General features: G+C 68.6%; 24 protein-coding genes. 10 read left to right on the top strand and 14 right to left on the bottom strand.

Going from position 1 to position 25,984, the window contains the following annotated elements; genetic code table 11:
* Window positions 1-250: 250 nt before the first annotated feature.
* The 14 genes from AC2EWF_RS02725 to tssB form a co-directional block, all read right to left on the bottom strand.
* Window positions 251-709 (bottom strand): hypothetical protein, encoded by a 459-nt coding sequence (locus AC2EWF_RS02725; RefSeq protein ID WP_483637818.1) that lies wholly within the window; start codon window positions 707-709, stop codon window positions 251-253.
* Window positions 709-1,131, bottom strand: coding sequence for a hypothetical protein (locus AC2EWF_RS02720; RefSeq protein ID WP_483637817.1), 423 nt, complete (start codon window positions 1,129-1,131; stop codon window positions 709-711). Before AC2EWF_RS02720 ends, AC2EWF_RS02725 begins: the two co-directional genes overlap by 1 nt.
* A gap of 2 nt (window positions 1,132-1,133) precedes the next feature.
* Window positions 1,134-2,444 (bottom strand): class I SAM-dependent DNA methyltransferase, encoded by a 1,311-nt coding sequence (locus AC2EWF_RS02715; protein WP_483638248.1) that lies wholly within the window; start codon window positions 2,442-2,444, stop codon window positions 1,134-1,136.
* A gap of 83 nt (window positions 2,445-2,527) precedes the next feature.
* A complete protein-coding gene (locus AC2EWF_RS02710) occupies window positions 2,528-2,815 on the bottom strand; it encodes a PAAR domain-containing protein (protein ID WP_483637816.1) in 288 nt (95 codons plus the stop codon).
* 71 nt (window positions 2,816-2,886) lie between these two features.
* Window positions 2,887-3,699 (bottom strand): hypothetical protein, encoded by an 813-nt coding sequence (locus AC2EWF_RS02705; protein ID WP_483637815.1) that lies wholly within the window; start codon window positions 3,697-3,699, stop codon window positions 2,887-2,889.
* A gap of 139 nt (window positions 3,700-3,838) precedes the next feature.
* Window positions 3,839-4,954 (bottom strand): phosphatidylinositol-specific phospholipase C domain-containing protein, encoded by a 1,116-nt coding sequence (locus AC2EWF_RS02700; protein ID WP_483637814.1) that lies wholly within the window; start codon window positions 4,952-4,954, stop codon window positions 3,839-3,841.
* 92 nt (window positions 4,955-5,046) lie between these two features.
* Window positions 5,047-7,785: a type VI secretion system ATPase TssH gene (tssH, locus tag AC2EWF_RS02695; RefSeq protein WP_483637813.1), complete on the bottom strand. Its 2,739-nt coding sequence runs from the start codon at window positions 7,783-7,785 to the stop codon at window positions 5,047-5,049.
* Between the two features lie 172 nt (window positions 7,786-7,957).
* The gene (tssG, locus tag AC2EWF_RS02690; RefSeq protein WP_483637812.1) at window positions 7,958-8,995 is read right to left on the bottom strand and encodes a type VI secretion system baseplate subunit TssG; all 1,038 of its coding nucleotides are present in this window, start codon (window positions 8,993-8,995) and stop codon (window positions 7,958-7,960) included.
* Window positions 8,959-10,842, bottom strand: a complete 1,884-nt coding sequence (gene tssF / locus AC2EWF_RS02685; protein ID WP_483637811.1) for a type VI secretion system baseplate subunit TssF — start codon at window positions 10,840-10,842, stop codon at window positions 8,959-8,961. Before tssF ends, tssG begins: the two co-directional genes overlap by 37 nt.
* 5 nt (window positions 10,843-10,847) lie before the next feature.
* Window positions 10,848-11,351: a type VI secretion system baseplate subunit TssE gene (gene tssE / locus AC2EWF_RS02680; RefSeq protein ID WP_483637810.1), complete on the bottom strand. Its 504-nt coding sequence runs from the start codon at window positions 11,349-11,351 to the stop codon at window positions 10,848-10,850.
* A 3-nt stretch (window positions 11,352-11,354) separates the two neighbouring features.
* Window positions 11,355-12,152, bottom strand: coding sequence for a type VI secretion system accessory protein TagJ (locus AC2EWF_RS02675; protein WP_483637809.1), 798 nt, complete (start codon window positions 12,150-12,152; stop codon window positions 11,355-11,357).
* 53 nt (window positions 12,153-12,205) lie between these two features.
* A complete protein-coding gene (locus AC2EWF_RS02670; protein ID WP_483637808.1) occupies window positions 12,206-12,709 on the bottom strand; it encodes an Hcp family type VI secretion system effector in 504 nt (167 codons plus the stop codon).
* A 209-nt stretch (window positions 12,710-12,918) separates the two neighbouring features.
* On the bottom strand, window positions 12,919-14,412 hold the full coding sequence (gene tssC, locus AC2EWF_RS02665) for a type VI secretion system contractile sheath large subunit (RefSeq protein WP_483637807.1): 1,494 nt from the start codon (window positions 14,410-14,412) through the stop codon (window positions 12,919-12,921).
* Between the two features lie 6 nt (window positions 14,413-14,418).
* Window positions 14,419-14,937, bottom strand: coding sequence for a type VI secretion system contractile sheath small subunit (tssB, locus tag AC2EWF_RS02660; RefSeq protein ID WP_483637806.1), 519 nt, complete (start codon window positions 14,935-14,937; stop codon window positions 14,419-14,421).
* A 470-nt stretch (window positions 14,938-15,407) separates the two neighbouring features.
* Between tssB and AC2EWF_RS02655 the strand changes: the two genes are divergently transcribed.
* The 10 genes from AC2EWF_RS02655 to AC2EWF_RS02610 all read left to right on the top strand — a co-directional run bounded on the left by AC2EWF_RS02655 (window position 15,408) and on the right by AC2EWF_RS02610 (window position 25,789).
* Complete coding sequence (locus AC2EWF_RS02655; RefSeq protein WP_483637805.1) at window positions 15,408-16,511, top strand: Glu/Leu/Phe/Val dehydrogenase dimerization domain-containing protein; 1,104 nt, start codon at window positions 15,408-15,410, stop codon at window positions 16,509-16,511.
* Between the two features lie 296 nt (window positions 16,512-16,807).
* The gene (locus AC2EWF_RS02650; protein ID WP_483637804.1) at window positions 16,808-17,077 is read left to right on the top strand and encodes an acyl carrier protein; all 270 of its coding nucleotides are present in this window, start codon (window positions 16,808-16,810) and stop codon (window positions 17,075-17,077) included.
* Between the two features lie 8 nt (window positions 17,078-17,085).
* Window positions 17,086-17,859 (top strand): glycosyltransferase family 2 protein, encoded by a 774-nt coding sequence (locus tag AC2EWF_RS02645; RefSeq protein ID WP_483637803.1) that lies wholly within the window; start codon window positions 17,086-17,088, stop codon window positions 17,857-17,859.
* On the top strand, window positions 17,847-18,458 hold the full coding sequence (locus tag AC2EWF_RS02640; protein ID WP_483637802.1) for a LolA family protein: 612 nt from the start codon (window positions 17,847-17,849) through the stop codon (window positions 18,456-18,458). The genes AC2EWF_RS02645 and AC2EWF_RS02640 overlap by 13 nt, the downstream gene beginning before the upstream one ends.
* Window positions 18,455-20,815, top strand: coding sequence for an MMPL family transporter (locus AC2EWF_RS02635; protein ID WP_483637801.1), 2,361 nt, complete (start codon window positions 18,455-18,457; stop codon window positions 20,813-20,815). Before AC2EWF_RS02640 ends, AC2EWF_RS02635 begins: the two co-directional genes overlap by 4 nt.
* A 697-nt stretch (window positions 20,816-21,512) precedes the next feature.
* A complete protein-coding gene (locus AC2EWF_RS02630) occupies window positions 21,513-22,736 on the top strand; it encodes a beta-ketoacyl-ACP synthase (protein ID WP_483637800.1) in 1,224 nt (407 codons plus the stop codon).
* Window positions 22,736-23,983, top strand: coding sequence for a beta-ketoacyl-[acyl-carrier-protein] synthase family protein (locus tag AC2EWF_RS02625; protein WP_483637799.1), 1,248 nt, complete (start codon window positions 22,736-22,738; stop codon window positions 23,981-23,983). Before AC2EWF_RS02630 ends, AC2EWF_RS02625 begins: the two co-directional genes overlap by 1 nt.
* A complete protein-coding gene (locus AC2EWF_RS02620; RefSeq protein WP_483637798.1) occupies window positions 23,980-24,726 on the top strand; it encodes a beta-ketoacyl synthase chain length factor in 747 nt (248 codons plus the stop codon). The genes AC2EWF_RS02625 and AC2EWF_RS02620 overlap by 4 nt, the downstream gene beginning before the upstream one ends.
* A complete protein-coding gene (locus tag AC2EWF_RS02615) occupies window positions 24,702-25,493 on the top strand; it encodes a lysophospholipid acyltransferase family protein (RefSeq protein WP_483637797.1) in 792 nt (263 codons plus the stop codon). Before AC2EWF_RS02620 ends, AC2EWF_RS02615 begins: the two co-directional genes overlap by 25 nt.
* Window positions 25,490-25,789 carry a phosphopantetheine-binding protein gene (locus tag AC2EWF_RS02610; protein WP_483637796.1) on the top strand — a complete coding sequence of 100 codons (300 nt, stop codon included), beginning with the start codon at window positions 25,490-25,492 and terminating at the stop codon, window positions 25,787-25,789. Before AC2EWF_RS02615 ends, AC2EWF_RS02610 begins: the two co-directional genes overlap by 4 nt.
* Window positions 25,790-25,984: the final 195 nt, after the last annotated feature.

The following is a 25,984-nucleotide window of genomic DNA, read 5'->3' as shown; positions in this document are numbered from 1 at the left end:
ACGGCCCGCATCGCAGGGACGCCGGACAGGGAAAGCGGCCCCGGGACACGGGGCGGACATGCGAACTGGCAAGGCGGGCGACGGGCGGCATGGGAACTCCTCCCCCTGTAATGCGCAATCGAACGGCATTTCGGGTCACGCACCGTCAAAATCGCCCTGACGGTGCCCCGACCTCCTGGCCGGTGCGGCTTTTCCGGCGGCGACGCGCCGACAGCGGGAGCGGCCCCTGGCGCGCCACCCGGTACCCGCGCTATCGCCCTTTGCCCGCCATGCCCATCGGGCGGCATTGCCGGTCCATCGTCACCTGTCGGCCACCGATCGTGAGACGGTTGTTGCGCAGCCGCGTCGGTCCGTGGAAGGGGTGGCTGCGCCACAGCACGCGGCAGCTCTTCGTGTCCACCGCGTAGAGGCGGTTGTTGCTGCCCGAGTAGGTCGGCACGTACAGCGTGCCGTCGCCAAGCACCACCGGGGCCTCGACAATGCTGACCTCGTCGCTGACCGTGCAGGCAGGCGCACTCCCCATGCTGATCCGCAGCGGCCCTTGCCACGCGGTCGGATGCAGCACATCGTCGGCCTCGCCGAACGCCACCGACACATTGCCCAGCTTGCCGACCCCGCCGTCGATGCCCATGGGCCGCAAATGGCAGGCACCGGCGGCGGCCGGAATCAGCGCCAGGAGAACGATCGGCAGGCAACGTGGGATACGCATCAGTGCCCCTCCGGCACGGGTTTCGCGTAATAGTCGACCTTGGGCAGGTCGCGATGATTCCACGACCAGTTGATCCCTGTCTTCTCCCGTCCCACGCCGCCCAGCCGTCCCCAGTAACCCACCGGATAACGGCTGCCCGGCGGGGTGGGCACGATCACCACGACGTGCCCGTGCCCGGCCGCCTTGAGGCCGGCGATCACGAGGAAGCCGCGGTTGGCGTAGCCGATCGCCAGTGCCGGGTCGTGTCCCAGGTCGACCCAGCCGTTGGCCTTGACAGCCATCGTGTCGACCATGGCATTGGCGTTGCCCGACAGGGCAATGCCGAGGTCGCGGGCCACCGCATGGACGAAGCCGCTGCAGTCGCTTTTCCAGCGCGGCCATTCCTGCCGCGATGCCGTTTCGACGGCGGACTCGGCAGGCATGCTCACCCCGCGCTCGTCCTCGTCTGGCCGGCATCGCCACCGCGGTGGGCCAGCACCACCCAGCTGCGCACCGGCTGGCCGAACTCCTTGCGCAGGCTGTCCTCGGCGATACGGATGTCACGGAAGCCGGCTCGCTCCAGTGCGCGCAGCACGTGGGCACGCGAATGGCGGTAGCGGCCGCTGGCGGTGAGCGTCACGCGGTCCGGCTCGCCCTCTTCCGCCTCCAGCGAGAAAGCCAGCCAGCCACCCGGCCGCAATGCGGCATGGGCCGCTTCCAGCACCGTGTCCAGCTCGCCGAAGTACACCAGCGTATCGGCCGAGAGCACCACGTCCCAGGCAGCGGCCCGTTCCTGCAGGTAGGCGGTGAGCTCCGCCACGGCGAGCGCGTCGTAGCCGCCGCGCTGGCGCGCCTTCTCCACCATGCCGCCGGAAAGGTCCACCCCCGCCAGCCGGCGCGCATGCGGTCGCAGCAACGGCGCGCAAAGGCCGGTGCCGCAGCCGGCATCCAGCACGTCGAGCGCGGCGGCGGGCGCCGGCAACACCGCACCCAGCGCCTCCGCCAGCACCTGCGGCGCGCGGTAGTCGAGGTTCTGCAGCAGCTGCTCGTCAAAGCTGTCCGCAAAGCGGTCGAAGATATCGCGCACATAGGCGTCGTCCGCGCGCACCGGCGCGTCGGCGCCGCCGCAGGCGGCCAGCATGTGGCGCGGAACCGGATTGTCGGGCTCGCGCGCCGCCCAGTCGCGGTACACCTGCACCGCTTCGCTGGTCCGCCCAAGCACGTACAGCGACACGCTCAGCGCCTCCAGCGCCTGCACGAAACGGGGTTCCAGCGCATAGGCCTCGCGGAAGCACGCCACCGATTGCTCGATGTGCTCGAGGTTCTGCGCGTGGTTGCGCAGGAACAGCCCCAGCAAGTAGTGCCCCTGCGCATGCCGCGGTGCCTGCCGCAGCAGCTTTTCGTAGACCTCGAAGGCTTCCTGCGGGCGCTCCTGGGCCTCCAGCACCACGGCAAGGTTGCTCAGCGCGTTGTGGTGCTGCGGGCCGCATTCCAGCGCCTTGCGATAGCAGGCCTCCGCATCGCGCAGGCGGCCGCATTCCTTGTGGATGTTGCCCAGGTTGTTGTGCGCGTCAGGATGCCTGGGCGTGACCTGCAGCGCGGTGCGGATCAGCTCCGCGCCCTCGTCGCTGTGCCCGCGCTGGTGGCACAGCACGCCCAGGTAATGCAGCGCATCGGGCTGCGCCACACGCAGGTCCAGCACTTCGCGGTACAGGCGCTCGGCCGTATCGAGATCCTCGGCCTGGTGCGCCTGCATCGCCTGCTGCAGCAAGGCGCGCCAGTCCGGCACGGCTGCCGGGCGGGCCACGATCTGGGCCGAATCGTGATGCATGCGCCCGCTCACGCGATCAGGACGGTGAAGCAACCGAGCACGATCGTGCCGCCATGCGCGCAGGAGTCGCCCAGGCGTGCTGCCGGCTGCCCGCCGATCAGTACTGTTGGCGAGCCCATGACGATGCTGTCCGGGGGTCCCACGCAGACGGCCATGTCGCCCAGCCGCGCCGCCGGCAGGCCGCCGATCAGCACGGTGGGCGCGCCGGGCGCGGAAATCGGCCCGCCCACGTGCGGCACCACGCCGGTGACCATGGGACAGACATGCATGTCGGTAAGGCGGGCGGCTGGCTGCATAGAGGCTCCTCCACTGTCCAATGCGCAATCGCCCGGCGATTCGCGTCATGCATTGCCGTGCCCAGAGCGGATCACGGAAAAAACTGCCGGCATTCGATCACCTTGTGCTTGCTCAGGTTCGTCGCACCGTCGACATGCCTCGTTCCGAGGATTGGCTGGGTCTTGTCGTAATCGAACCCGCCCCACGTCTGGTAATAGAACCTCCAACCACCCGGGGAATAGAAGCCGAACACACTGGTCGTTGAGCCATATGCCACATTGGCATAACCCTTGGCGATGAGCCTCTGCACCTCGGTGGCAACCGCGCGGTTGTAGTCGCTCTTGTAAAGGGACGCCAGGCCCATCTTGGTCCCGGGATAGGTCGCAAGCATCGCATTCCGGTCGTTCATGAGCTGGTTCTTTGCGCCCACTGGGAAAAACCCCGGATTCTGCCCCACGTTCACCCCCACCACCCCGAGCGCATACGGTGCAGCCGCGTTGGCATGGGCAATGATCAGCCGCGGCCGGTTGTCCGCCGCACCGAGCGGCGTGGTGTACGTTCCGGCAGTCGGCTGATAGGCATCGATGAAGATCGCGCACGCCGTCAGCCGAATCGTGAAGAAAAACTTTGGCTCGCCGACACCCGGATTCAAGGGAAGGCTTACCGATGTAATTCCATCCACCTGGAACGGCAGGTAGTACGAGTCGCCTCCCGCCACTCCGGCAAACGAAATCTGGTGGATCCGCGTCAGACCGGTATTCAAGGCAAGCGGTGCGCCGATCGTATGCGCAACCTGGTCATAGGGGTCGTATTTGGTGCAGGTGCCGTTAACCGCTGCAATCGCAGGACCCCGATTGATACAGTCGTAGCAATTGTTTTGAAGATTACCTGTAGTAATCGGCATACCCGGTCTCCAGTATCCATTCGTCATGGCCCCGCTTAGAACGCGGCGCAGCGGCAACCTCGTCGAACCCCGTTCTCATGACCGAGGGACACGATCGCCGTGCCGCCCGGGCGGCACCGCTTTCGTGTCGGATATCGCATCAAACCGCCCGCACCCAGCCCCGCTGCAGGGTCTTCTGCAGACCGTCCTGGTACCGCTCCGGGCTGACCGCACCGTAGTTGATCGCCGCCTGGACCAGCCGCGTCCCCTTCAACTCGTTGAGAGCGAAGACGGTCTCGCACTTCTGGCTGTCGGCAAAATCGATCATGACGAAGTTCGGCATGAACCGCTTCAGCACGCTGGCGGAGCCGTAGGCATCCCGCATGATGTAGAGCGGCAGGTTGTCGTCGATGTATTCGCCCACGCCATCGAGCCACAGCCTGACCATGCCGTCGCCGAAGCCGCCCTTGGTCCAGTTGAAGTTGTCGCGCGACTTGATGCTCCGGAACAAGCCAGTCGAGGTCCAGTAGATCATCCCCATGACCCGGGGATCGCCGCCGTTGATCTTCCGTCCCGAGCTGATGATGGTCGTCTGCTTCTTGACGTTCTCGTTGATCTTCTTGTCGTCGGACTTGCCGTTCATGGCGCTGGTACCGCCCTTGCCGTGGTACTGCAGGCCGACATAGTTCGGATCGTAGGCTTTCTGGTTCTCGCCTTTCTCGTACAGGCTCTTGATGCCGACGATTCCCTGCCCCGGCCTGGCGCCGCCGATCTCCTGCAGGCCGGCGTTGGTGAACAGCACGATCACCTTGCCGCCCAGATCGCCGGCCGTTTTCGTGTTGAGGTTGCCGCCGCCGGTATAGATCGCGTTCCCGAGCACGTCGACGCACATCTCGGCGATCTTGCCCCAGTTCTTGCAGTGGTCGAACTTGAGGAAAAGGAATTCGGTGGACTTGGTCGTCACGAACCGCCTGGCGTCCTGCAGCATGCTCTCCAGCCCGCCGCCCCAGGTGCCGGCCACCAGGCGGTTGCCGCCGATGGACTTGTGCAGGCCCTGGCCGTGATAGGCCTTTAACACCCCCGAACCCGTGAGGCCGGTGGATTTCGCCGCGATGCGCAGGTCGAAGATGCGGGCGCCCGCCGCGGCCTGGCCGCCGATGTCCAGATCCTGTGTCTTTTCGTTTCCCGAGCCCTTGTTGATGCCTGCATCGTGGGTGCCGGCAAACACGAGTTCGTTGATGCGGCTGTCCTGGTAATTCCGGTATGAGACGGTCACAACCCTGTCCTCCAAAAATTCTTCTTGCCCGGCACAGGGCAAAGCGATGAAAGTTCACGCCGTCGCGATCGGTCCGGCACGATCCTGCGAGCTCAGGCAAACGCGTACGAGAACCCGGCCTCGCCCGCCCCGACCCTGACCCCCGTCACCGGCACGCCCGCGATCATGCGGGTGAGGAACTCGCGCGACACGTCGGGCAGCATCGAGTTGGTGAGGATCGCGTCGATCATGCGGCCACCCGACTCGCTCTCGGTGCAGCGGCTCACCACCAGCTTCACCACGTCGTCGCCGTACTCGAACGGGATGCGGTAGCGCGCCTCGATGCGTTTCTTGATGCGGCCCAGCTGCAGCTTGACGATCTCGCCCAGCATCGTCTCGCTCAGCGGGTAATACGGAATCGTCACCAGGCGGCCCAGCAGCGCCGGCGGGAAGATCTTGAGCAGGGGATCGCGCAGGGCTTTGGCCATGCCGTCGGGATCTGGCATCAGCTCCGGGTCCTTGCACAGGCCGGCGATCAGGTCCGTGCCGGCATTGGTGGTGAGCAGGATCAAGGTGTTCTTGAAGTCGATCGACCGGCCTTCGCCGTCTTCCATCACGCCCTTGTCGAACACCTGGAAGAAGATCTCGTGCACGTCGGGATGGGCCTTTTCCACCTCGTCCAGCAGCACCACGGAGTACGGCTTCCTGCGCACGGCCTCGGTGAGCACGCCGCCTTCGCCGTAGCCCACGTAGCCCGGGGGCGCGCCCTTGAGCGTGGAGACGGTATGCGCTTCCTGGAACTCGCTCATGTTGATGGTGATGAGGTTTTGCTCGCCGCCGTACAGCGCCTCGGCCAGCGCCAGCGCGGTTTCGGTCTTGCCCACGCCGGAGGTGCCGGCAAGCATGAACACGCCGATCGGCTTGTTCGGGTTGTCCAGGCCCGCGCGGCTGGTCTGGATGCGCTTGGCGATCATCTCCATCGCGTGGTCCTGGCCGATCACGCGCTTGCCCATGATGCTGGCAAGGTTCATCACCGTTTCCAGCTCGCTGCGCACCATGCGGCCCACCGGGATGCCGGTCCAGTCGGCGACCACCGAACCCACCGCGGTGTAGTCCACCGTGGGCAGGATCAGCGGATGTTCGCCCTGCAATTCGGTGAGCTGCGCCTGCAGTCCCTTGAGCTGCTCCAGCGTGGCGGCGCGCTCGGCGTCGCCGAGGCCCGTAGGGACTTCGGGCGAGGCCTCGGCCTCGGCGTTGGCGGCCGCCTCCAGCTTGCTGCCGGTGCCTTCCACCGGCGCGGCGTCGCCGCGCAGTTTCGCGCGCAGGGCGAGAATCTGCTCCACCAGGGCCTTCTCGGCCTGCCAGTCGGCTTCGAGTTTTGCCAGCCGCGCCTGCTGAGTCGCGAGCTTCTCGTTGGCCGAGGCCTCGCGCTCGGCCACTTCCACGCCCACGCTCTTTTCGCGGGCGATGATGGCCAGCTCGGTTTCCAGCGCCTCGATGCGCTTGCGGGTGTCGTCCACTTCGGGCGGCACGGCGTGCTGGCTCACCGCCACGCGCGCGCACGCGGTGTCGAGCAGGCTGACCGCCTTGTCGGGCAGCTGGCGCGCGGGGATGTAACGGTGCGACAGCTTCACCGCCGCCTCCAGCGCCTCGTCGAGGATCTGCACCCGGTGGTGCTTCTCCATCACGCTGGCCACGCCGCGCATCATCAGGATGCCCTTTTCCTCGCCCGGCTCCTCCACCAGCACGGTCTGGAAGCGGCGGGTGAGCGCGGGGTCCTTTTCGATGTGCTTCTTGTATTCGGCCCAGGTGGTGGCGCCCACGGTGCGCAGGTTGCCGCGCGCGAGCGCCGGCTTCAGCAGGTTGGCGGCGTCGCCGGTGCCGGCCGCGCCGCCCGCACCCACCAGGGTGTGCGCCTCGTCGATGAACAGGATGATGGGCCTGGGCGAGGACTGCACTTCCTCGATCACCTGGCGCAGGCGGTTCTCGAACTCGCCCTTCATGCTGGCGCCGGCCTGCAGCAGGCCCACGTCCAGCGTGCGCAGTTCCACGTCCCTGAGCTGCGGCGGCACGTCGCCGCGCGCGATGCGCAGGGCGAAGCCCTCGACCACCGCGGTCTTGCCCACGCCGGCCTCGCCCACCAGCATGGGGTTGTTCTGGCGGCGGCGCATCAGGATGTCCACCACCTGGCGGATCTCCTCGTCGCGGCCCACGATGGGATCGATCTTGCCGCTGCGCGCCTGCTCGGTGAGGTCGACGGTGAACTGGCGCAGCGCCTCCTGCTTGCCCATCTGCGCGGGGCCCATCGCGCCGCTGGCCTCGCCCGGCGCGTCGGCGCCGCCCAGCCTGAAGCCGTCGCTGGCGCCCTGGCCGTCCTCGGGCGAACCGGCCACTACCTCGGCAAACTTCTCCACCAGGGTCTCGGGCTTGACCTTCTCGAACTCCTTCGAAACGCCCAGCAGCGTGTTGCGCAGGTGGCGCATGCGCAGCACGCCCACCATGAGGTATCCGGTACGCACCTGCGCCTCGCCGAACATCAGGGTGGCAAACACCCAGCCGCGCTCGACCGCTTCCTCCACGTCGCTGGAGAGGTCGGAGATGCTGGTGGAGCCGCGCGGCAGGCGATCCAGCGCGTCGGTGACGTCGCGCGCCAGGTTCGACGGATTGAGGTTGAACTGCTTGACGATGCGGTGCAGATCCGAGTCCTGCAGCTGCAGGATCTGGTGGATCCAGTGCACCAGCTCCACGTAAGGGTTGCCGCGCAACTTGCAGAACACGGTGGCGCTCTCGATGCCCCGGTAGGCCAGCTTGTTGAGCTTGCCGAACAGCGCGCTGCGACTGATCTCTGCCATGGATCTACCCCTGAAGTGACGTGGGCGGCTGCAACGCCGCGAATTCGATGGTGGTGATGCCGCTGCGCCACTTGCCGCGCGGACGCTGGCTATGGAGTTGGAGTCCATCTCCCCAACCCCTCTCCCGGAGGGAGCGGGGGTTTTGGCGCATGTGGGCCTGGGTATGCATGCCCTACCCCACCGGCTGCAGGATCACGTGGTCCGGATCGGCATCCCGACGCGGCGCGCCCATCCAGGTGGAGAGCCCCATGCGTCCAGACTGGCCCAGCTTCGTGGTCGGCACCTCGGCGCGCTTCAGCACCAGCTGCACGTCCCAGGCCTTCTCCTCACCCACGTAGGTCCTCACCGCGGCCACCAGCTGGCGCAGCGCCTCGCCCCCGGGCAGGAAATTGTTGAACTCGGCGCGTGTCAGCGGGCCGAGGCGCAGCCGGAAGCGCTGCTGCGAGCCCCAGACGTATCCGCCCAGCACCGCGGTGCGGCCCAGGCCGGCCACCTCGGGCGTGGCGCCCAGGCGCAGGTGCGCCTCCCGCGGCAGGCGCATCCATCCCGCCACGAACTCCAGCACGCGTACCGGGACGCGGAAGAAATGTTCCAGCAGGCCGCGCAGCCCCTCGGCATTGCGGGCCTGCGCCACCAGGCGGCCGGCGAAGAAGCGCTTGTACTGGTCGGGCAGCGCATCGCGCGCCTCTAGCCCTTGCGTGGAAAGCCCCACCAGGGCGCCCATGTACAGGCGGAAACGATCCTCGTCCGGGCGATCGAGCTGCACGGTGGGTTGGGCGTTGGCCCAGGCGCGGTAGAACAGGCTCAACATGCGGTGGTGGAAGATGTCGGCGAACGCCACCAGGGTGGAATCCTTCGCGTTGCGCTGGCGGTCCATCGCGTATTCCGTGAGGTGCAGCGGCAACGGCGCGTTCGGCCCGAACAAGCCCAGGAACAGGCCGTGCAGCCGGGCCGGCCGGCCGTCGCCTGCCGGCTCGTAGCGATCCACGGCTCGCGGCGGGAATGCCAGCGAGGGCGTGTGGCACAGGCGCACGGCATCCTCCGCCGGCTTGGCGGACTCGCCCAGCCGCGGCCGCTGCGGATGCGCGCATTCGAGCCGGCGCAGCGCCTCGAAGAACTCGAAGCCCTCCGGCTGCTCCCGCAGCGCCAGCTCGAGCTCCGTCCGGGCCGCCGCTACAGGATCTGGCGCTTGCCGAGCCGTGCCGGCCATCGGGCCACCTCGTTGCGTTCCAGGGTGCGCAGCACGGTCTCGGTGAAGGAATTCACCGAGACGTGCCGCGCGAAGAAGTGCTGCATCACCGCGCCGAGCAGGAAGGCGCCGGTGCCTTCGAAGGCGCCGTCGTCGCAGGTCAGCGTGATCTCCAGGCCGCGGCCGAAGCTGATCGGCCCAGGCACCGGGATGCGCCGCACCACCGGCTGCGCGGCTACCGCCTTGACGCCTTCGATCTGGCGGCGCGCAGCGGCGTCGAACTCGTCGCAGTACAGCGTGAGCATTTCGCGCAGTGCCGACGCACCCTCCTCGCCGCCATCGCCCAGCAGCGAGACATAGTTCAGCTGCAGGTGGCTGATCAGCCGCCACGCGGTTTCGCCGCTGGCGGTCGGCGCGCGCGGCTTGGTGGGGCCGGCCACGCAGCGGATCGACGCCACCGGAGCACCGGTATCCAGGGTGAAGTCGGTGCGCGACTTGCCCACCGGCATCTGCAGCGGCAGGTCGCGGTTGGTGCACAGCAGGCGCATGCCAAGCTGGCGCAATTGCGTCGGATACGGCGCATCGTTGGCGTCGACCAGCGAGATGAACACTTCGCTGCCGACGTAGCTGGAACGCGCACCGTGCAGGCGCTGGCGCGCGGACAGCAGGCGCGGTTCGCGGCGGATGGTGTGGAATGCCGCCGCACCGCTGTGCCAGGTGCGCTCGTCGCTGCCGTAGAACGGCTGGAAGCGCTGCTCCGGCTCCTGGCGATCGCCGAATCCCTCGACGTCGGCGACGCTGTGGATCTCGAAATCCATCGGCCGGGTACGGTCGGCCAGGACGTGGTACTCGGTGCGCCCCGGCTGCAGATGGATGCGGTCGGCGCGGCGGGGAAACAGGTTGATCGCCGGGGTGCAGAACAGCCGGAAGTTGCCTGCGTCCACCGCGTTGTGCAGGCGGCTCACGCTGCGGTCGAACAGCGTCACAATCTCGAACTCGCAGGCCGACGAGCGCGCCAGCACCGGCTTCAGGCCGGTGAACACCGCAAACAGGAAGCGCTCGGGGCAGGCGAAGTATTCCTGCAGCAGGCGGTAGCCGCTGAACGAGCGGTCGGTGTACGGCAGCAAGGCCTCGTCGTCGGCGAAGCCCTTGTCGCGGATGCAGTTGCCGTCGAAGAACTCGCTGACCACGCCGCCCGCTCCCGGCGTGCGCACCAGGTAGCCCACCGCGTTGCCGAGCAGTTGCTCGTACAGGCGCTTCGGCAATTCGTCGGTGCCGGCGATGAACAGCGGCAGTTCGTCCAGCGCCAGCATGTTCGCCTGCGCGCCGGCGGTGACGGTGAATTTCAGCCGCAGGCCCGCGCGCACGGTGCGGTCGCTGGGCAACGGCACGCCGGCGGCGGCCAGTGCGGCCGGCGTCTCGAAGTATTTCGCCTCGGCCAGCTCCAGCGGCCACAAGGTGACATCGTGCGCCGTGCGGTATTCGCAGGCGGTGCGCTCGTCGTGGCCGGTGAGGCCGCGCAGCGCGGTCTGCCGAGCCACCACGGGGCCGGTGGCGAGCGCGCTTTCCTTGGTGTCGGGGTTCAGCTGCACCACCGCCATCGACGGCACCGGTGCAAGGTAGTGCGGGTAGATCATCTCCAGCAGGTGCTGGGTGAACACCGGATGCTGCGCGTCGAGCTTGAGCTGGATGCGGGCGGCGAGGAAGGCGAAGCCTTCCAGCAGCCGCTCCACGTAGGGGTCGGCGCACTCGAAGCCTTCCATGCCGAGGCGACCGGCGATCTTCGGGTATTCGCGCGCGAACTCGCCGCCCATCTCGCGGACGTGCTGCAGCTCGCGGTTGTAGTAGCGGAGCAGGCGCGGATCCATGGCGGTCAGCCCAGGCCTTCCGACACGTTGATCCGCCCGGTCTCCAGGTCCACCTCGGTCTTGAGGTAGAGGTTCAGCGGAATCGGCTGTGCCCACATCTCCGAGGCAATGTTGAACACAAGCGACTGGCGATCCATGCGATCGGCATCTGCCTTCACGACGACCTGCAGGGTGCCGGGTGTCAGCCGCGGCTCGAAGGCGAGGATGGCATCGCGCACCTGGCGCTGCAGCACGTCGGCCTTGACGCCGGACAGCGCCGCGCCGGTGAGGTCGGGGATACCGAAGTTGAGCACGGAATTCGCCACGTCCGGATAGTCCGCCAGCTCGGCGTCGGCACCCAGGTTCACGCAGTTGAGCAGCCAGGACATGTCGCGGGCCACACAGTCGCGCAGGCGCGTGGCCGAGATCACCCGTTTCTCGCGGCTCTCGTCGGCCTTGCCGGGCTCGTCGTCGGTGAGGCGATCGAGCAGCGAAGGCTGCAGGCGCTCCTGGGTGGTGAGTTCGGCCATGGTTCAGGCCGCGTTGAACGTGATGCTGCGGACGTCCAGCAGCGGGTATTCGCCCGCGTCGGTGGCCAGCATGCGCTGGCCGCAACCGGCGAAGCAATCGCCGCCGAGATCAGCCCAGTCGGTACGCCGCGCCAGCACCAGTTCGCTGTCCGGCGCCCGTTCGGAACCCGGGTAGCGGCACGGCACGAAACCCACCGCCTGGCCGCCGTTGCTCCAGGTCACCTGCACCGGCGCCCATACCTTGTCGCGCAGGTCGGCAGGTGCCTCGAACACCAGCTTCTTGAGGCGCGTGAACGGCACCCAGGCGTAGCCGCCGTTGACGATCATCTCCAGGCAGGGCCCGAAGCGCGGGTCGGCGTCGGCGATCCACTCGAACGGCGTGCCGTCGATCTCGCCGGCCGCCGCATCGGCCTGTTCGAATGCCTGCTCGCGCAGGGGTTGCGCCTGTGCGTGGCGGCCCTCGGCCTGCAGCTTCAGCGACTGCAGCAACAGCGCCAGCCATTGCGCCGGCTCGCCGATCACCATCGGCGAGCGCGCGCCGGCCATCACCTGCTGCCGCTCCAGCTCGCCGGCCAACGCACGGTTGTAGGCCTCCACCATCAGCGTGTTGGCCGGGTCGAGCTCGCCACTCACCTTGAGCTGGTTGTGCGCCCGCTCCCACTGCCCCAGCACGGCCAGCAGCTGGAACAGGAACACCCGCGCCTTCGCGTCCGCCGGATTGCCGCGGACCTGTGCGGTCAGCCCTTGCAGCGCCTCGTCCAACCGACCTTCTTTCAGCATGTTCTCTGGGGTCATGCACACACCCGGCTAGTGGAGGGCTGGTGGAACGAGGAACTGCAAGAGACCGATCGGCATCAGGCGCTGGCCACCTGCTGCATGTCGAAGGTGAAGTCCTTGGTGCCGCCGTCCTTGCCGCCCTTGTCGTCCTGCGGCTGGAACGAGTACTTGAACTTGCCGAAGTGCAGGGTGATGTTCTCGGTGAGCTTGTCCTCGCCGCCGCTGCCGCCGGTGGACACCGAGGTGACCAGCACGCCTTCGCTCAACTCGATGGTGAGGAAGTCGGTCTGCTCGCCGGTGGCATTGGTGACGTACAGCCAGGCGTTCTCCACGCGGCCGCCCGTGCAGCAGGCGTTGATCAGCGCGTTGGAGCAGCCGTCCACGTACTTGGTGATGGAGATGTCCTGCACGTGCGCCTTGCCGCCGCTGGCCGAACCCGCGCCGCTGTGCAGGTCGCCGGTGTTGCTGACGCCCCACGACCACGCCAGGATCGGCACCTCGCCCTTGTGCTTCTTGTGGTTGGACGCCCCCTTGATCTCGACCTTGCCCGAGCCGAACTTGATGTGCATGTCGAATGCCATGAACCTTCTCCTCGATCACCTGTTGATGAATGGATCCGCCCGGCCGGGCTGTTCCCTTGCCGGTTGCCACGTGTTTGCCTTCACTTTCCCCGCGATGTCATCCAGACGATGCCCCGCACTTCCGACGGCGTCCGGCAGCGCCGGCGCGACCCCTGTCGCCCGCGGCCGGCGCGACGGCCTGCGACGGGCGCGCCAGCGGCCGGCGTCCGTCAGGCCTTGGCCGCCGACGGCAGCCGCGACACCAGCCGCAGCGATACGGTGAGGCCTTCCAGCTGGTAGTGCGGCTTGAGGTAGAACTTCGAGGTGTAGTACCCCGGAGCGCCTTCCACTTCCTCCACCACCACTTCCGCCGCCGACAAGGGCTTGCGCGCCTTGGTCTGCTCGCTGGAGTTGGTCGGGTCGCCGTCGACGTACTGCATGATCCAGTTGGTCAGCCAGTTCTGCATCGACTCGCGGCTGCTGAACGAACCGATCTTGTCGCGCACGATGCACTTCAGGTAGTGCGCGAAACGGCTGGCCGCGAACAGGTAGGGCAAGCGGCAGCTCAGCGCCGCGTTCGCGGTGGCGTCCGGATCGTCGTACTCCTCCGGCTTGGCCAGCGACTGCGCGCTGATGAACGCGGCCATGTCCGAGTTCTTGCGGTGGACCAGCGGCATCAGGCCCATCTTGTCCAGCTCGGCCGAGCGGCGGTCGGTGATCGCGATCTCGGTAGGACACTTCATGTCCACGCCACCGTCGTCGGTGGGGAAGGTGTGCACCGGCAGGCCTTCCACCGCACCGCCCGACTCGATGCCGCGGATGCGCGAGCACCAGCCGTATTCCTTGAACGAGCGGTTGATGTTCACCGCCATCGCGTAGGCGGCGTTCTGCCAGGTGTACTTGGACGAGTCGGCGCCCGAGGTGTCCTCCTCGAAATCGAACTCCTCCACCGGATCGGTCTTGGCGCCGTACGGAAGACGCGCCAGCGTGCGCGGCATCGCCAGCCCGAGGTACTTGGCATCGTCCGACTCGCGCAGCGCGCGCCAGGAAGCGTACTCGGGCGTGGAGAAGATCTTCGCCAGATCGCGCGGGTTGGCCAGCTCGTTCCAGTTGTCCATGCCCATCAGGGTGTGGTTGGCCGAGGCGATGAACGGCGCGTGCGACGCGGCTGCCACCTGGGCGATGCCGCCGAGCAGCTCCACGTCGGGCGGGCTGTGGTCAAAGTAGTAGTCGCCGATCAGGCAGCCGTAGGGCTCGCCGCCGAGCTGGCCGTACTCCTCCTCGTACATCTTCTTGAAGATCGGGCTCTGGTCCCACGCCGTGCCCTTGTAGCGCTTCAGCGTCTTGCCCAGCTCCTTCTTGGAGATGTTCATCACGCGGATCTTCAGCTGCGTGTCGGTCTCGGTGTTGTTGACCAGGTAGTGCAGCCCGCGCCAGGCGCTTTCCAGCTTCTGGAAATCCTCGTGGTGCATGACCAGGTTGAGCTGCTCGCTGATCTTGCGGTCCAGCTCGGCCACGTAGGCATTGATGGTCTGGGTGACGTCGTCGGAGACGATGTCCGCCTTGTTCAGCACCTGCTCGGCGAGCGTGCGGACGGCGGACTCCACTTCTTCCTTCGCGCGGTCGCTCTTGGGCTTGAATTCCTTGCTGAGCAGCGCGGCGAAGTCGTCGGGTACCAGGGTCTGGGTCGCGCCGCCCTGTTCGGCCAGTTTCTCGGTTGCCATGGTTGCTTACTCCCCGTCCTTGCCGGCATCGCCGGGCTTAGCTGCAGATACCAGCGACTGCAGCAGCGCCGGATCGTTGATGGCCTGCGCGATCAGCTTCTCGGCGCCGGCCTTGCCGTCCATGTAGGTGCCGAGGTTGGCGAGCTGGGTGCGCGCCTCCAGCAACTTGGCCACCGCGCCGACCTTGCGGGCGACCGCGGCAGGCGAGAAGTCGTCCATGCTCTCGAAGGTGATGTCCACGCTGAGGTTGCCCTCGCCGGTCAGCGTGTTCGGCACGGCGAAAGAGACCCGCGGTTTCATCGACTGCAGGCGGTTGTCGAAGTTGTCCACGTCGATCTCCAGCGCCTTGCGCTCCTCGATCGGCGGCAGCTCGGCGTTGTTGGTACCGGACAGGTCCGACATCACGCCCATCACGAACGGCACCTGCACTTTCTTCTGGGCGCCGTAGACCTCGACGTCGTACTCGATCTGCACCCGCGGCGCGCGATTCCGCGCGATGAACTTCTGACTGCTCTGCTTGGCCATGCGATGTCTCCCGGGACGTGGGTACTGCCTGATTGCAAGGTGCCGGCTTGCCGTGCACGCGAACTGCCGCAGGGGAGACGGCGCCGCGCGATGGCCTCGCGCGCCACGGTTCCCCGCCGAGCCTGATCCCGGGGCGCATGCCGCACCGGCACGCGCGGGCATGGCCAGCGCGGCGGAACGATCGCCACCGAGTTTTCCTCTCACTACCCAATGCGCAACGGCGCATGAAAGACAGGCACGCCCACCGGAAACATTCAGCCGGCATTCACGTTAAGGATCGCGCGCGGACACTGCCTTGCTGCGCCGCCGCACGGCCCGCGCGGAGCGCCGTACTAGAATGGTCGACTTGGTTCGTCGCGCCGGCCCGTCCGGAGCGACGCATCCGTGCAGTTGCTGTTCCCCGGCGGCCATCGCTGCGATGCCGTCGTCCTGGATGCCCGCGGGCACCTCTCCATGGAGTCGCCGTACCAATGATTTTCGAAACCATCGCCAACACGGGTCACGAAGAAGTCGTCTTCTGCCACAACAAGGACGCCGGCCTGAAGGCCATCATCGCGATCCACAACACGGTGCTGGGCCCCGCGCTCGGCGGCCTGCGCATGTGGCCGTACAAGACCGAGCAGGAAGCCGTGAACGACGTGCTGCGCCTGTCGCGCGGCATGACCTACAAGAACGCCGTGGCCGGACTGAACCTGGGCGGCGGCAAGGCGGTGATCATCGGCGATCCCTCCAAGGACAAGTCCGAGGCGCTGTTCCGCGCGTTCGGCCGCTTCGTCAACTCGCTCAACGGCCGCTACATCACGGCCGAGGACGTCGGTATCGACGTCAACGACATGGAGTACGTGTTCCGCGAGACCGAGTACGTCACCGGCGTGCACCAGGTGCACGGCGGCTCGGGCGATCCCTCGCCGTTCACCGCGTTCGGCACCCTGCAGGGCCTGATGGCCGCGCTGAACTTCAAGCACGGCAACGAGGACGTGGGCAAGTACAGCTTCGCGGTGCAGGGCTGCGGCCATGTGGGCAGCGAGTTCATCAAGCTGCTGCGCGAGCAGGGCGCCAAGGTGTTCGTCACCGACATCAACAAGGACGCGGTGCAGCGCTGCGTCGACGAGCTGGGTTGCGAGGCCGTGGGACTGGACGAGATCTATGACGTGGACGCCGACGTCTACTCGCCCTGCGCGCTGGGCGGCACCGTCAACGAGCAGACCATCGACCGCATCAAGGCCAAGATCATCTGCGGCGCGGCCAACAACCAGCTGGCCACCGACGCGATCGGCGACGAGCTGACCCGCCGCGGCGTGCTGTACGCGCCGGACTACGCGGTCAACGCCGGCGGCGTGATGAACGTCTCGCTGGAGATCGACGGCTACAACCGCGAGCGCGCGATGCGCATGATGCGCACGATCTACTACAACCTGGGCCGCATCTTCGAGATCAGCAAGACCCAGGGCGTGCCGACCTACAAGGCGGCCGACCGCCTGGCCGAGGAGCGCATCAGCGCGATCGGCAAGATCAAGCTGCCGCACATGGGCAACGGCGGCACCCGCTTCCAGGGCCGCATGCGCGGCCAGTGAGCCCGCCTTGCATCTCCGGACAGCACGAAAGGCCGCCGCAAGGCGGCCTTTTCATTGCCGCCGCCCTGCCGTCCGTCATGTCCGGTCGGCGGCGGGGCTCTGTTACACTGCGCCGGGTGGCGGCACGCGGCTCCGGTCGGCATCCGCGACACAGGGGATCCATCTCGTCGGGAAGACCGGCATCGCCGATGCCGGTCCGGGCAAAGTGCCGCCGGCAGCGGCCCGCCCGCCCCGCACGGAACAACCGCCCCGGAAGGCGTCACGACACGCATGGAACAACAAGAGCAGAACGCGCTATGAGCACCATCCTGGCAACCGGCATCAGCGACGCGGACATCCTCGAACGTCTGCGCGAAGTGCTGCGCGACACTTTCGAGATCGAGCCGGCGCGGGTCATGCCGTCCGCTCACCTGTTCACCGACCTCGGCCTGGACAGCATCGACGCGGTGGACCTGGCGATCCAGGTGCAGGAGATGACCGGCATGCGGATCAAGCCGGAGGACTTCAAGAACGTGCGCACCGTGGGCGACGTGGTGGGCACGGTGCGCGGCCTGCTCGAACGCTGAGCCGGGCCATGCCGGACGCCTGCGGCCGCTTCGCTCCCTGCGCGCTGATCCCGATCTACAACCACGGCAGCACCATCGCGGCCACCGTGCAGGCGTTGCGCGCGCATGGACTGCCCGTGCTGATCGTCGACGACGGCAGCGACGCCGCCACGCGCAACGTGCTCGACGCACTGGTGCGCGATACCGACGAGGTGCGACTGCTGCGGCTGCCCCACAACCAGGGCAAGGGCCGCGCGCTCGACACCGGCCTGCGTGCCGCGTATGCGGCCGGCTACACGCACGCACTGCAGATCGACGCCGACGGCCAGCATGACACCGCCGACGCACCGCGCTTCCTTGCCGAGTCGCGCGCGCGCCCCGAGGCACTGGTCTGCGGCGCGCCGCTTTACGACGCCAGCGTGCCGCGCGCGCGGCTGTACGGGCGTTACATAACCCACGTCTGCGTATGGCTGGAAACCCTGTCACTGGCGATCCGCGATTCGATGTGCGGCTATCGCCTGTACCCGCTGGCAGCCGTATGCGCCGAGATCGCGCGCAAGCCGTTGCCCGCGCGCATGGACTTCGACACCGAGACCGCGGTGCGCCTGGCCTGGCGCGGCGTGCCGGTGGTCAACCTGCCGACCCGGGTGATCTATCCGGCAAATGGTTTGTCCCACTTCCGCATGTTCCGCGACAACCTGCGCATCTCGGCGATGCACACGCGGCTGTTGCTTGGCATGCTGCCCCGGGCGCCGCGGTTGTTGTGGCGCCGCTGGCGTGGAGAACCCGCATGCGTCGCCTGATGACCCTGTTGTTACTGTGCTGCCTTGCACCGCTCGCCCATGCGCAGGCGGACAACGCCTTGTTGCAGGACGTGCTGGCCGAACTGGGGCGGCACGCCGCGGTGCGCGCCGACTTCACCCAGACCCGCAGCAATCCCGCGCTGACCAGGCCGCAGGTAAGCCAGGGCCGCCTGTTGTTCGTGCTCGGCCACGGCATGCTGTGGCAGACGGTTTCGCCCTACCGGGAAACCATCGCGCTCACCGGCAGCCGCAGCGCGCGCATCGACGCGGACGGCAGCGCCCATCCCATGCGGGGCGATCGCGGTGTCAGCCAGGTGTCGCAGATGCTGCAAGGCATGCTGGGCGGCAAGCTGGACGAGGCGCTGCGCCAGTTCAGCGTCGAGGCCAGCGGCGCGCCCTCGCAATGGACCCTGCGTTTCGTGCCCAGGCAGGAGCGCGTGGCGCGCGTGCTCGGCAGCATCGAGCTGCAGGGAGACGACTACCTGCAAGGCATCACCATCGCCATGCAGGACGGTGCACGCACCGAGATCCGCTTTGCACACACCCGCGATGCCGGCCCGCTGGTGGTGCTGGAAAAGCGCGCACTCGGCCTGCCATGACAGCGCGCACGCTCAAGCTGCGCGCCGGGCTGTTCGCGCTCGCAAGCGTGCTGGTCGCGGCATGGGGGGCATACCTGCTGTTCGGCCGCGGCCCGCTGCCAATCCAGACCGACCTACTGGCCATGCTGCCCGCCACCGAACAGAACCCGCTGGCGGAGGCCGCGGTGGAGCGGCTGGCCCATGCCAACGGCGACCGCATAGTGCTGCTGGTGGAGAACGCCGATGACGCGCGCGCCAAGGACGCCGCCCGCGCACTGGGCAAGGCGCTGGCCGCGCAGCCGGTGTTCGACCGGGTCGTGGCCGAACTGCCGCCGTTCGATCTCGCGCAGATGAGTGCGCCCTACCTCGCCCACCGCGACTGGCTGCTCGCCGACGCCGACCGCAAGGCACTGGCCACGCCCGGCTACGACCCGGCGCGGGCCCTGGCGCAACGGCTCAACGAGCCTTTCCTCACCGGCGTGGGCGTGACGCTGGCGCAGGACCCCTTCGGCTGGCTGCAGCACTGGCTGGCGCAGCAGCCGTGGAGCCGTTCGCCGCTGGTGCCCGAGGACGACCTGCTGGTGGCGCACCGCGGCGAGACGACCTGCGTACTGGTCACCGCCACCCTGCGCGGCTCGTCCTACTCCGACGAGGTGCAGCACCGCGTACTGGCTGCACTGGACGGGGCGGAACAGCGTATCCGGCGCGACTACCCCGGCACCCGCCTGTTGCGCACCGGCGCCGTGTTCTACGCCGCTGCCGCGCGCGCCGGCGCCGAGCGCGACGTGCACATGGTGGGTTGGATTTCCTCGATCGGCATTGCCCTGCTGCTGCTGGCGGTGTTCCGGTCGCCCGGGCCGCTGCTGCTCGCCTTCCTCTCCACCGCCGTAGGCGTAGTGGCGGCCACCACCCTCTCGCTGCTGGTGTTCGGCCAGATCTACCTGCTCACCCTGGTATTCGGCGCGGCGCTGCTGGGCGAGGCCGTGGACTACTCGATCCAGTATCTCAGCGCGCGCGCCAACGCCGGCTCCCAGTGGCAAGCGGGCGCGGGCCTGCGCCAGGTGCGTGCCGCCCTCCTGCTGGCGCTGGCCACCTCCTTGCTGGGTTATGCCCTGCTGGGGCTGGTGCCGTTCCCCGCGCTCCGGCAGATGGCGGTGTTCGCGATCAGCGGCATGAGTGCCGCCTGCCTCAGCGTGTTCTGGCTGCTGCCGGCCCTGTTGCAGCGCCCGGCCAGGCCGATGAACGGTACGCTGGTGCGCGGCGCGCTGGCGCTGCAGCGCGCGCTGGCCGCTCCCGCACGCGGCTGGCGCGGCATGTTGGCGGTGCTGCTGTTGCTGGCACTCGCGCTGCCCGGCTGGCTGCAGCTGCGCCACGACGACGACGTGCATCGCCTGATTGCGCAACCGGCCGCGCTGCAGCAACAGGAAGCGCAGATCCGCGAACTCACCGGCCTCGGCAACGGCAGTCAGTTCTACCTGGTGCAGGGCAAGGACACCGAGCAGACCCTCGAACGCGAGGAGGCGCTGGAGGCACGCCTGCAGGCCCTGGTGGATAAAGGCAAGCTGGACGGCTGGCTGGGCCTGGCCGGCATGGCACCTTCGCAGGCGCGGCAGGCGCGGGATCACGCCGTGCTCGCGCGGCTGTTCGACGACCCCGCGCGCCTGCGCCAGACCCTGGCCGACGCTGGCTTCCGCACCGACGCCATCGACGGCTGGATCGCCGCGTGGCCTGGCACGCCGCTGCAACTGGGCGACTGGCTGAAGACCACGCTGTCCATCCCGTTCCGGCAGTTGTGGATGGGCTGCGCCGCGCGGGGCTGCGCCTCGCTGGTGCTGCCGCAGGGCGGCGACGATGCGGCCCTGCTTGCGCAGGCCGCCGCCGGCCTGCCCGGCGTGAGCCTGGTCGACAAGGCGGCCAGTGTGTCCCACCTGTTCGGACGCTACCGCGGCTACGCCAGCGTGTGGCTGCTCGCCGCCGTGCTGCTGATCGTGCCGGTGTTCGGCTGGCGCTACGGCTGGCGCCGCGCGCCGCGCGTGCTGGCCCCGCCGGTGCTGGGCATCGCGCTCACCCTTGCCGCGCTGGGCTACCTCGGCCAGCCGCTCAGCCTGTTCCACTGGATGGCGTTGATGCTGGTGCTGGGGGTGGGTGCGAACTACGCGGTGTTCCTGCACGAAGGCGAACCGCACACCGCCGACAAGCCCGGTGCGATGTACGCCAGCGTGCTGCTTTCCGCGCTCACGGCGCTGCTCTCGTTCGGGCTTCTCTCGCTGAGTTCGTTGCCAGCGCTGCGGGATTTCGGCCTCACCCTGCTACTCGGCATCGCCTTCACCGCGGTGCTGGTACCGGCGAGCCGGGCCGATGGCGAGGTCACGCCATGATTCGCGCTACGGTAGCTTGCCGGGCTGTGGCCGGGGTTTCGAGCCCCTGTCGGGGCCCGAGAAAAGTAACCACACGCGCGCCTGGAGCGCGCGTGAACGGCGAAGCCGACCCGAAGGGCGAAGGGCAGGATGCCCGGAGTAAAAGAGAGGCCACCCCGATGGCGCGCCCTCCGGGCATCCTGCCCTGCGGGTGCGCGAGCGGGTTGCGGGGTTTTCCGACGGCACCTCCGTGTGCCAGCGGAAAACTGGCCCGCATCCATGCGGGCCATCCTGCGGACTTTCCTCCACCCACCCGCCGCGCCATAGGGGCCCCGGGTAGAGCAGCGCGCTCCCGGCGCGCAGAAACGGAAGCAGAGCAAAAGCAGCGAGCTCGCGGCGCGCCGCGTTTAGCTTTTGCCGTTGCTTCTGGCGCGCACGACGCGCGCCTGCTTTTCCGGGGCCCCTGGGCGGCGGTGAGGCGGGGACGACCAGGCCGCGCAGCGGGCGAGCCCAGGGATGGGCTCGCCTTTTCGCGCGGGCAGGAGCCCGCTCGAAAAGTCCGAACCCGCCTCACGGACTTGCCGGGCAGGAGCCCGGCAAGCGCCAACCGGGGTGCCCTTCTCTTTGGTTACTTTCTCTTGGGCACGCAAGAGAAAGTAACTCGCCCGCCGGCAGGCGGACGAAATATCAGGCCGATTCCGGCCGAGGAATCTCACGCATGAAACGCGTCGTCGTCACCGGCATGGGCGGCATCACGCCCCTCGGCCACGACTGGGCCACGATCTCCGCCCGCCTGCGCCAGCACCGCAATGCGGTGCGCCGCATGCACGAATGGGATTACTTCGACGCGCTGAACGGCCGCCTCGGCTGCCCGGTGGACGACTTCGCGACGCCGGCCTGGCCGCGCCAGAAGACCCGCTCTATGGGCCGCGTCTCGCAGTTTGCCGTGGCCGCCAGCGAACATGCGCTGCGCGACGCCGGGCTGCTCGACGACGCAAGCATCCGCGACGGCCGCATGGGCGTGGCCTACGGCTCCTCCGGCGGCAGCGTGGAGCCGGTGCGGGTGATGGGGCGCATGCTGGATACCGGCTCCATGCAAGGCGTCACCGCGACCAGCTACATCCAGATGATGGGGCATACCACGGCGGTGAACGTGGGTGTGTTCTTCGGCCTGAAAGGCCGCGTGATCCCCACCTCCAGCGCCTGCACCTCCGGCAGCCAGGCGATCGGCTACGGCTACGAGGCGGTCCGCTACGGCAAGCAGAAGCTGATGCTGTGCGGCGGCGCGGAGGAACTCTCCGGCCCCGGTGCCGCGGTGTTCGACACCTTGTTCGCCACCAGCACGCGCAACGACGAACCGGCACTCACTCCGCGCCCGTTCGACGCGCGGCGCGACGGCCTGGTGGTGGGCGAAGGCGCCAGTACCCTGGTGCTCGAGGAGTACGAGCACGCGAAGGCGCGCGGCGCCACGATCCACGCCGAGGTGGTCGGCTTCGGCTCCAACTCGGACGGTGCCCACATCACCCAGCCCACCGCCGAGACGATGGCGACGGCGATGCGTCTCGCGCTGGACGACGCCCGGTTGCCGGCCAGCGCCATCGGCTACGTCAGCGCCCACGGCACCGCCACCGACCGCGGCGACGTGGCCGAGAGCCACGCCACCGCCGAAGTGCTGGGCACGCGCACGCCGATCAGCGCGATAAAGAGCTACGTGGGCCACACGCTGGGTGCCTGCGGCGCGCTGGAGTCCTGGTGGGCGATCCGGATGATGCGCGAGGGCTGGTTCGCACCCACCTTGAACCTCGACGAATGCGCCGCCGACTGCGCCGAGCTGGATTACCTCACCGGCACGGGTCGCGCCATCGCCACCGACGTGGTGATGAACAACAACTTTGCGTTCGGCGGCATCAACACCTCGCTGATCTTCAGGGCGGTCGATTGATGCATCTCGCCGACGCACGCGGCCTGCCACGCGTCGCGGTCACCGGCATGGGCGCGGTGAGCTGCGTGGGCACGGGCGTGCCCGCGCTGCTCGACGCACTGCGCACGCGGCGACATGGCCTGCGCACCATGGATGCCTTTGCCGCGCTGGGCATGCGCGGCACGGTCGGCGGCCCGGTGGACGAAGCGGCGCTGCCGCCGGAGCCGCCACGCAAGCTGCGCCGCTTCCTGGCTCCTCCCGCGCTGTATGCCTGGCATGCGGCCAACGAGGCGCTGGCGCAGGCCGGCGTGCCGCTGCAGCGCCTGGCCGGAGCCGACTGCGGCCTGGTGCTCGGCGGCGGCGCCGCGCTCAGCGAGCACGAGGGAGCACTGGAAAGCCATCGCGCCCGCGGCATCGCGAAACTTTCCCCCTTCCTCGTGCCGCGCGGGATGAGCAGCGCGCTGTCGGCCGGGCTCGCCCAGGCCTACGGCGTTGGCGGCAGCAGCTACACGATCAGCTCGGCCTGCACCAGCGCGACGCAGGCGATCGGGCATGCCATGGAACTGGTGCAGTCCGGGCGACAGAACCTGGTGATCACCGGCGGCGCCGAGGAACTGCACCCGAGCACCGCGATGTGGTTCGACGCGATGGGTGCGCTGTCACCGCAGGCGGAACCGGCGCGCGCCTCGCGCCCGTTCCATCGCGAGCGCGACGGCTTCGCGCTGGCGGCGGGTGCGGGCGTGCTGGTGCTGGAATCGATGGAACACGCGCACGCGCGCGGCGCGCGCGTACTCGCGGAACTGGCCGGCTACGGCAGCGCCACCGATGCGGCCAGCATCGCCGGCCCCGGCACCGCTGGCATCGCCCGCGCGCTGCGGCAGGCGCTGGATCGTTCCGGCGTGCGCCCCGACTACGTCAATGCGCATGCCTGCGGCACTCCGGGCGACCTCGCCGAATGGCAGGCCATCGCCACCGTGTTCGCCGAATGCGGCATGCCGTTGCCGCCGATCTCCTCGATCAAGGGCCTGCTCGGCCATGCGCCCGGGGCCGCGGGCGCACTGGACGCGATCGCCTGCCTGCTGATGCTGGAACACGGCTTCCTTGCCGCCGGCGCGCCGCTGGACGATCCCGACCCGGCCTTCGCCGGCGCGCCCCTGCTGGCCGCGAACCGTGCGCAGCGCGTGGACGCCGCGCTCAGCAGCAGCTTCGGTTTCGGCGGCAGCTGCGCCGCCCTGCTGTTCAAGCGTCATGCCGGGGCCGGGGCATGATCGAGCTGCGCATCGAAGCGTGGCGCGCCTGGGCACCGGGCCTGGCAGGCGGCGCGGATTGGCAGGCCTGGGCCGAATCGCCACAAGCGGTGGCGGACGACGGCCTCGCGCAACCGGCCTGCACGTTCCTGCCCGTGCTGCAGCGCCGCCGGCTGAGCCGGCTGGCGCGGATGACAATGGAAACCGCATGGCCCCTGTGCGGCGACACCGAGCAGCTGCCTTTCGTGTTCGGCTCGCGCCACGGCGAAACGCCGCGCACCTGGCAACTGCTCGGCGAGGTGGCCGATGGTCAGCCGCTGTCGCCCACCGCCTTCGGGCTGTCGGTGCACAACGCGATCGCGGGCCAGTGGTCGATCCTGCGCGGCCAGCGCGGCGAATCGGTGGCGGTCGCGGGCGAGGCCGACACCTTCGAGCACGCCATGCTGGAAGGCGCGCTGCAACTGGCGGCCGGCGCACGCGCCGCCCTGGTGGTGGTGGCCGAGGAGCTGCCGCCACCCGTCTATGCCCAGTGGATCGCCGACGTGCCGTTCTCCTATGCTGTCGCGCTGCGGCTGGGGAAGATCGATACGGGCTCGGTGACGCCCGCCGGGGGTGACTGGCGGCTGGTGCAGTCCCGTGGCGACGGCGTGGCGGCCTGCGCCTGGCCGCACGCATTGGATTTCCTGCGCGCCCTGCATGCCGGCGAAACTTCGATCCGACACGACTGGAAGACACGCCGATGGAGCTGGCAACGTATCCGCTGAGCCAACGTCGCGACGCCTGGGCCTGGCGCCTGGTAGCCACCGGCGCGAGTTTCGCGCTGTTCGGCCTGGGCGGCCTGCTGCTGCGCGTGCTGGTGCTGCCGCTGCTGGCCTGCCTGCCCGGCGACGCGCTGGCGCGGCGCCGGCGCGCGCGCGCCGCGATTAGCCACGCCTTCCACCTGCATGTGCAGTTCATGTACCGCACCCGCGTGCTGGACTTCGCCATCGAGGGCGCGGAACGGCTGGGGCGGCCCGGCCAGCTGGTGGTGGCGAACCATCCCTCGCTGATCGACGTGGTCTTCCTTGCCTCGCAGATCCGCGACGCGAACTGCGTGGTGAAGCAGGGGCTGTTCGACAATCCGTGCACCCGCGGCCCGGTGCGCACCGCGCAGTACATCGGCAACGACGGCAGCATGGACATGCTCGAACGCGCCGCCGACGTGCTGCGCGAAGGTCAGTGCCTGATCGTGTTTCCCGAGGGCACGCGCACGGTGCCCGGCCAGCCGCCGCGCTTCCACCGCGGCGCGGCGGCCATCGCGTTGCGCGGTGCGCGCACGGTGACGCCCGTGTTCATCACCGTCGACCCGCCTACGCTGACCAAGGGCCGGCCGTGGCACCACATTCCGCCTTGCCGCTTCCGCGTGCGGCTGCGCGTGGGCGCGGACATCGACCTGGCTCCGTTCCGCGCCGACGCGGCACTGCCGATCGCCTCGCGCCGCCTCAACGACCACCTGCACCACCTCTTCCTCAGGGAGCTCGCCGCCACGTGAACGCATCAACCCATACCGCGCTGGCCCATACTGCGCTGGAGCAGGAGATCGCCCGGCTCATCATCGACACGCTGAACCTCGAAGACCTGCTGCCCGCCGACATACCGCCGCAACAGCCGCTGTTCGGCGAGGGGCTGGGGCTGGACTCGGTGGATGCGCTGGAACTGGCGCTTGCGCTGCAGAAGCGCTACGACATCCGCATCGCTTCGGACGACAAGGATGCGCGCCGTCATTTTGCGAGCGTGGCCAGTCTCGCCGCCTTCGTCGCCAGCCAGCGGACCGCATGCACAAACTGATTCCGGAGCCTGTCCATGGCCTCTCCCCTGCCCGCGCCGGGATCGGCTGGCGCCTGCCAACCGATCCGGCCCACAGGGTTGAGCCGCTGTGCCCACGCAGCGACCGCCCATGGCTTGGCCTGACCACCAGTCAGGCGCTGCGCCATGGACAGCCACTGCACGGGCACAACGACTCAACGCGAACCAGGGCGAAAC

The organism is Rhodanobacter sp. sgz306013 (assembly GCF_057031145.1).
The sequence above is the reverse complement of the archived record's forward strand: the minus strand, read 5'-3'. Positions and strand labels throughout refer to the sequence as shown.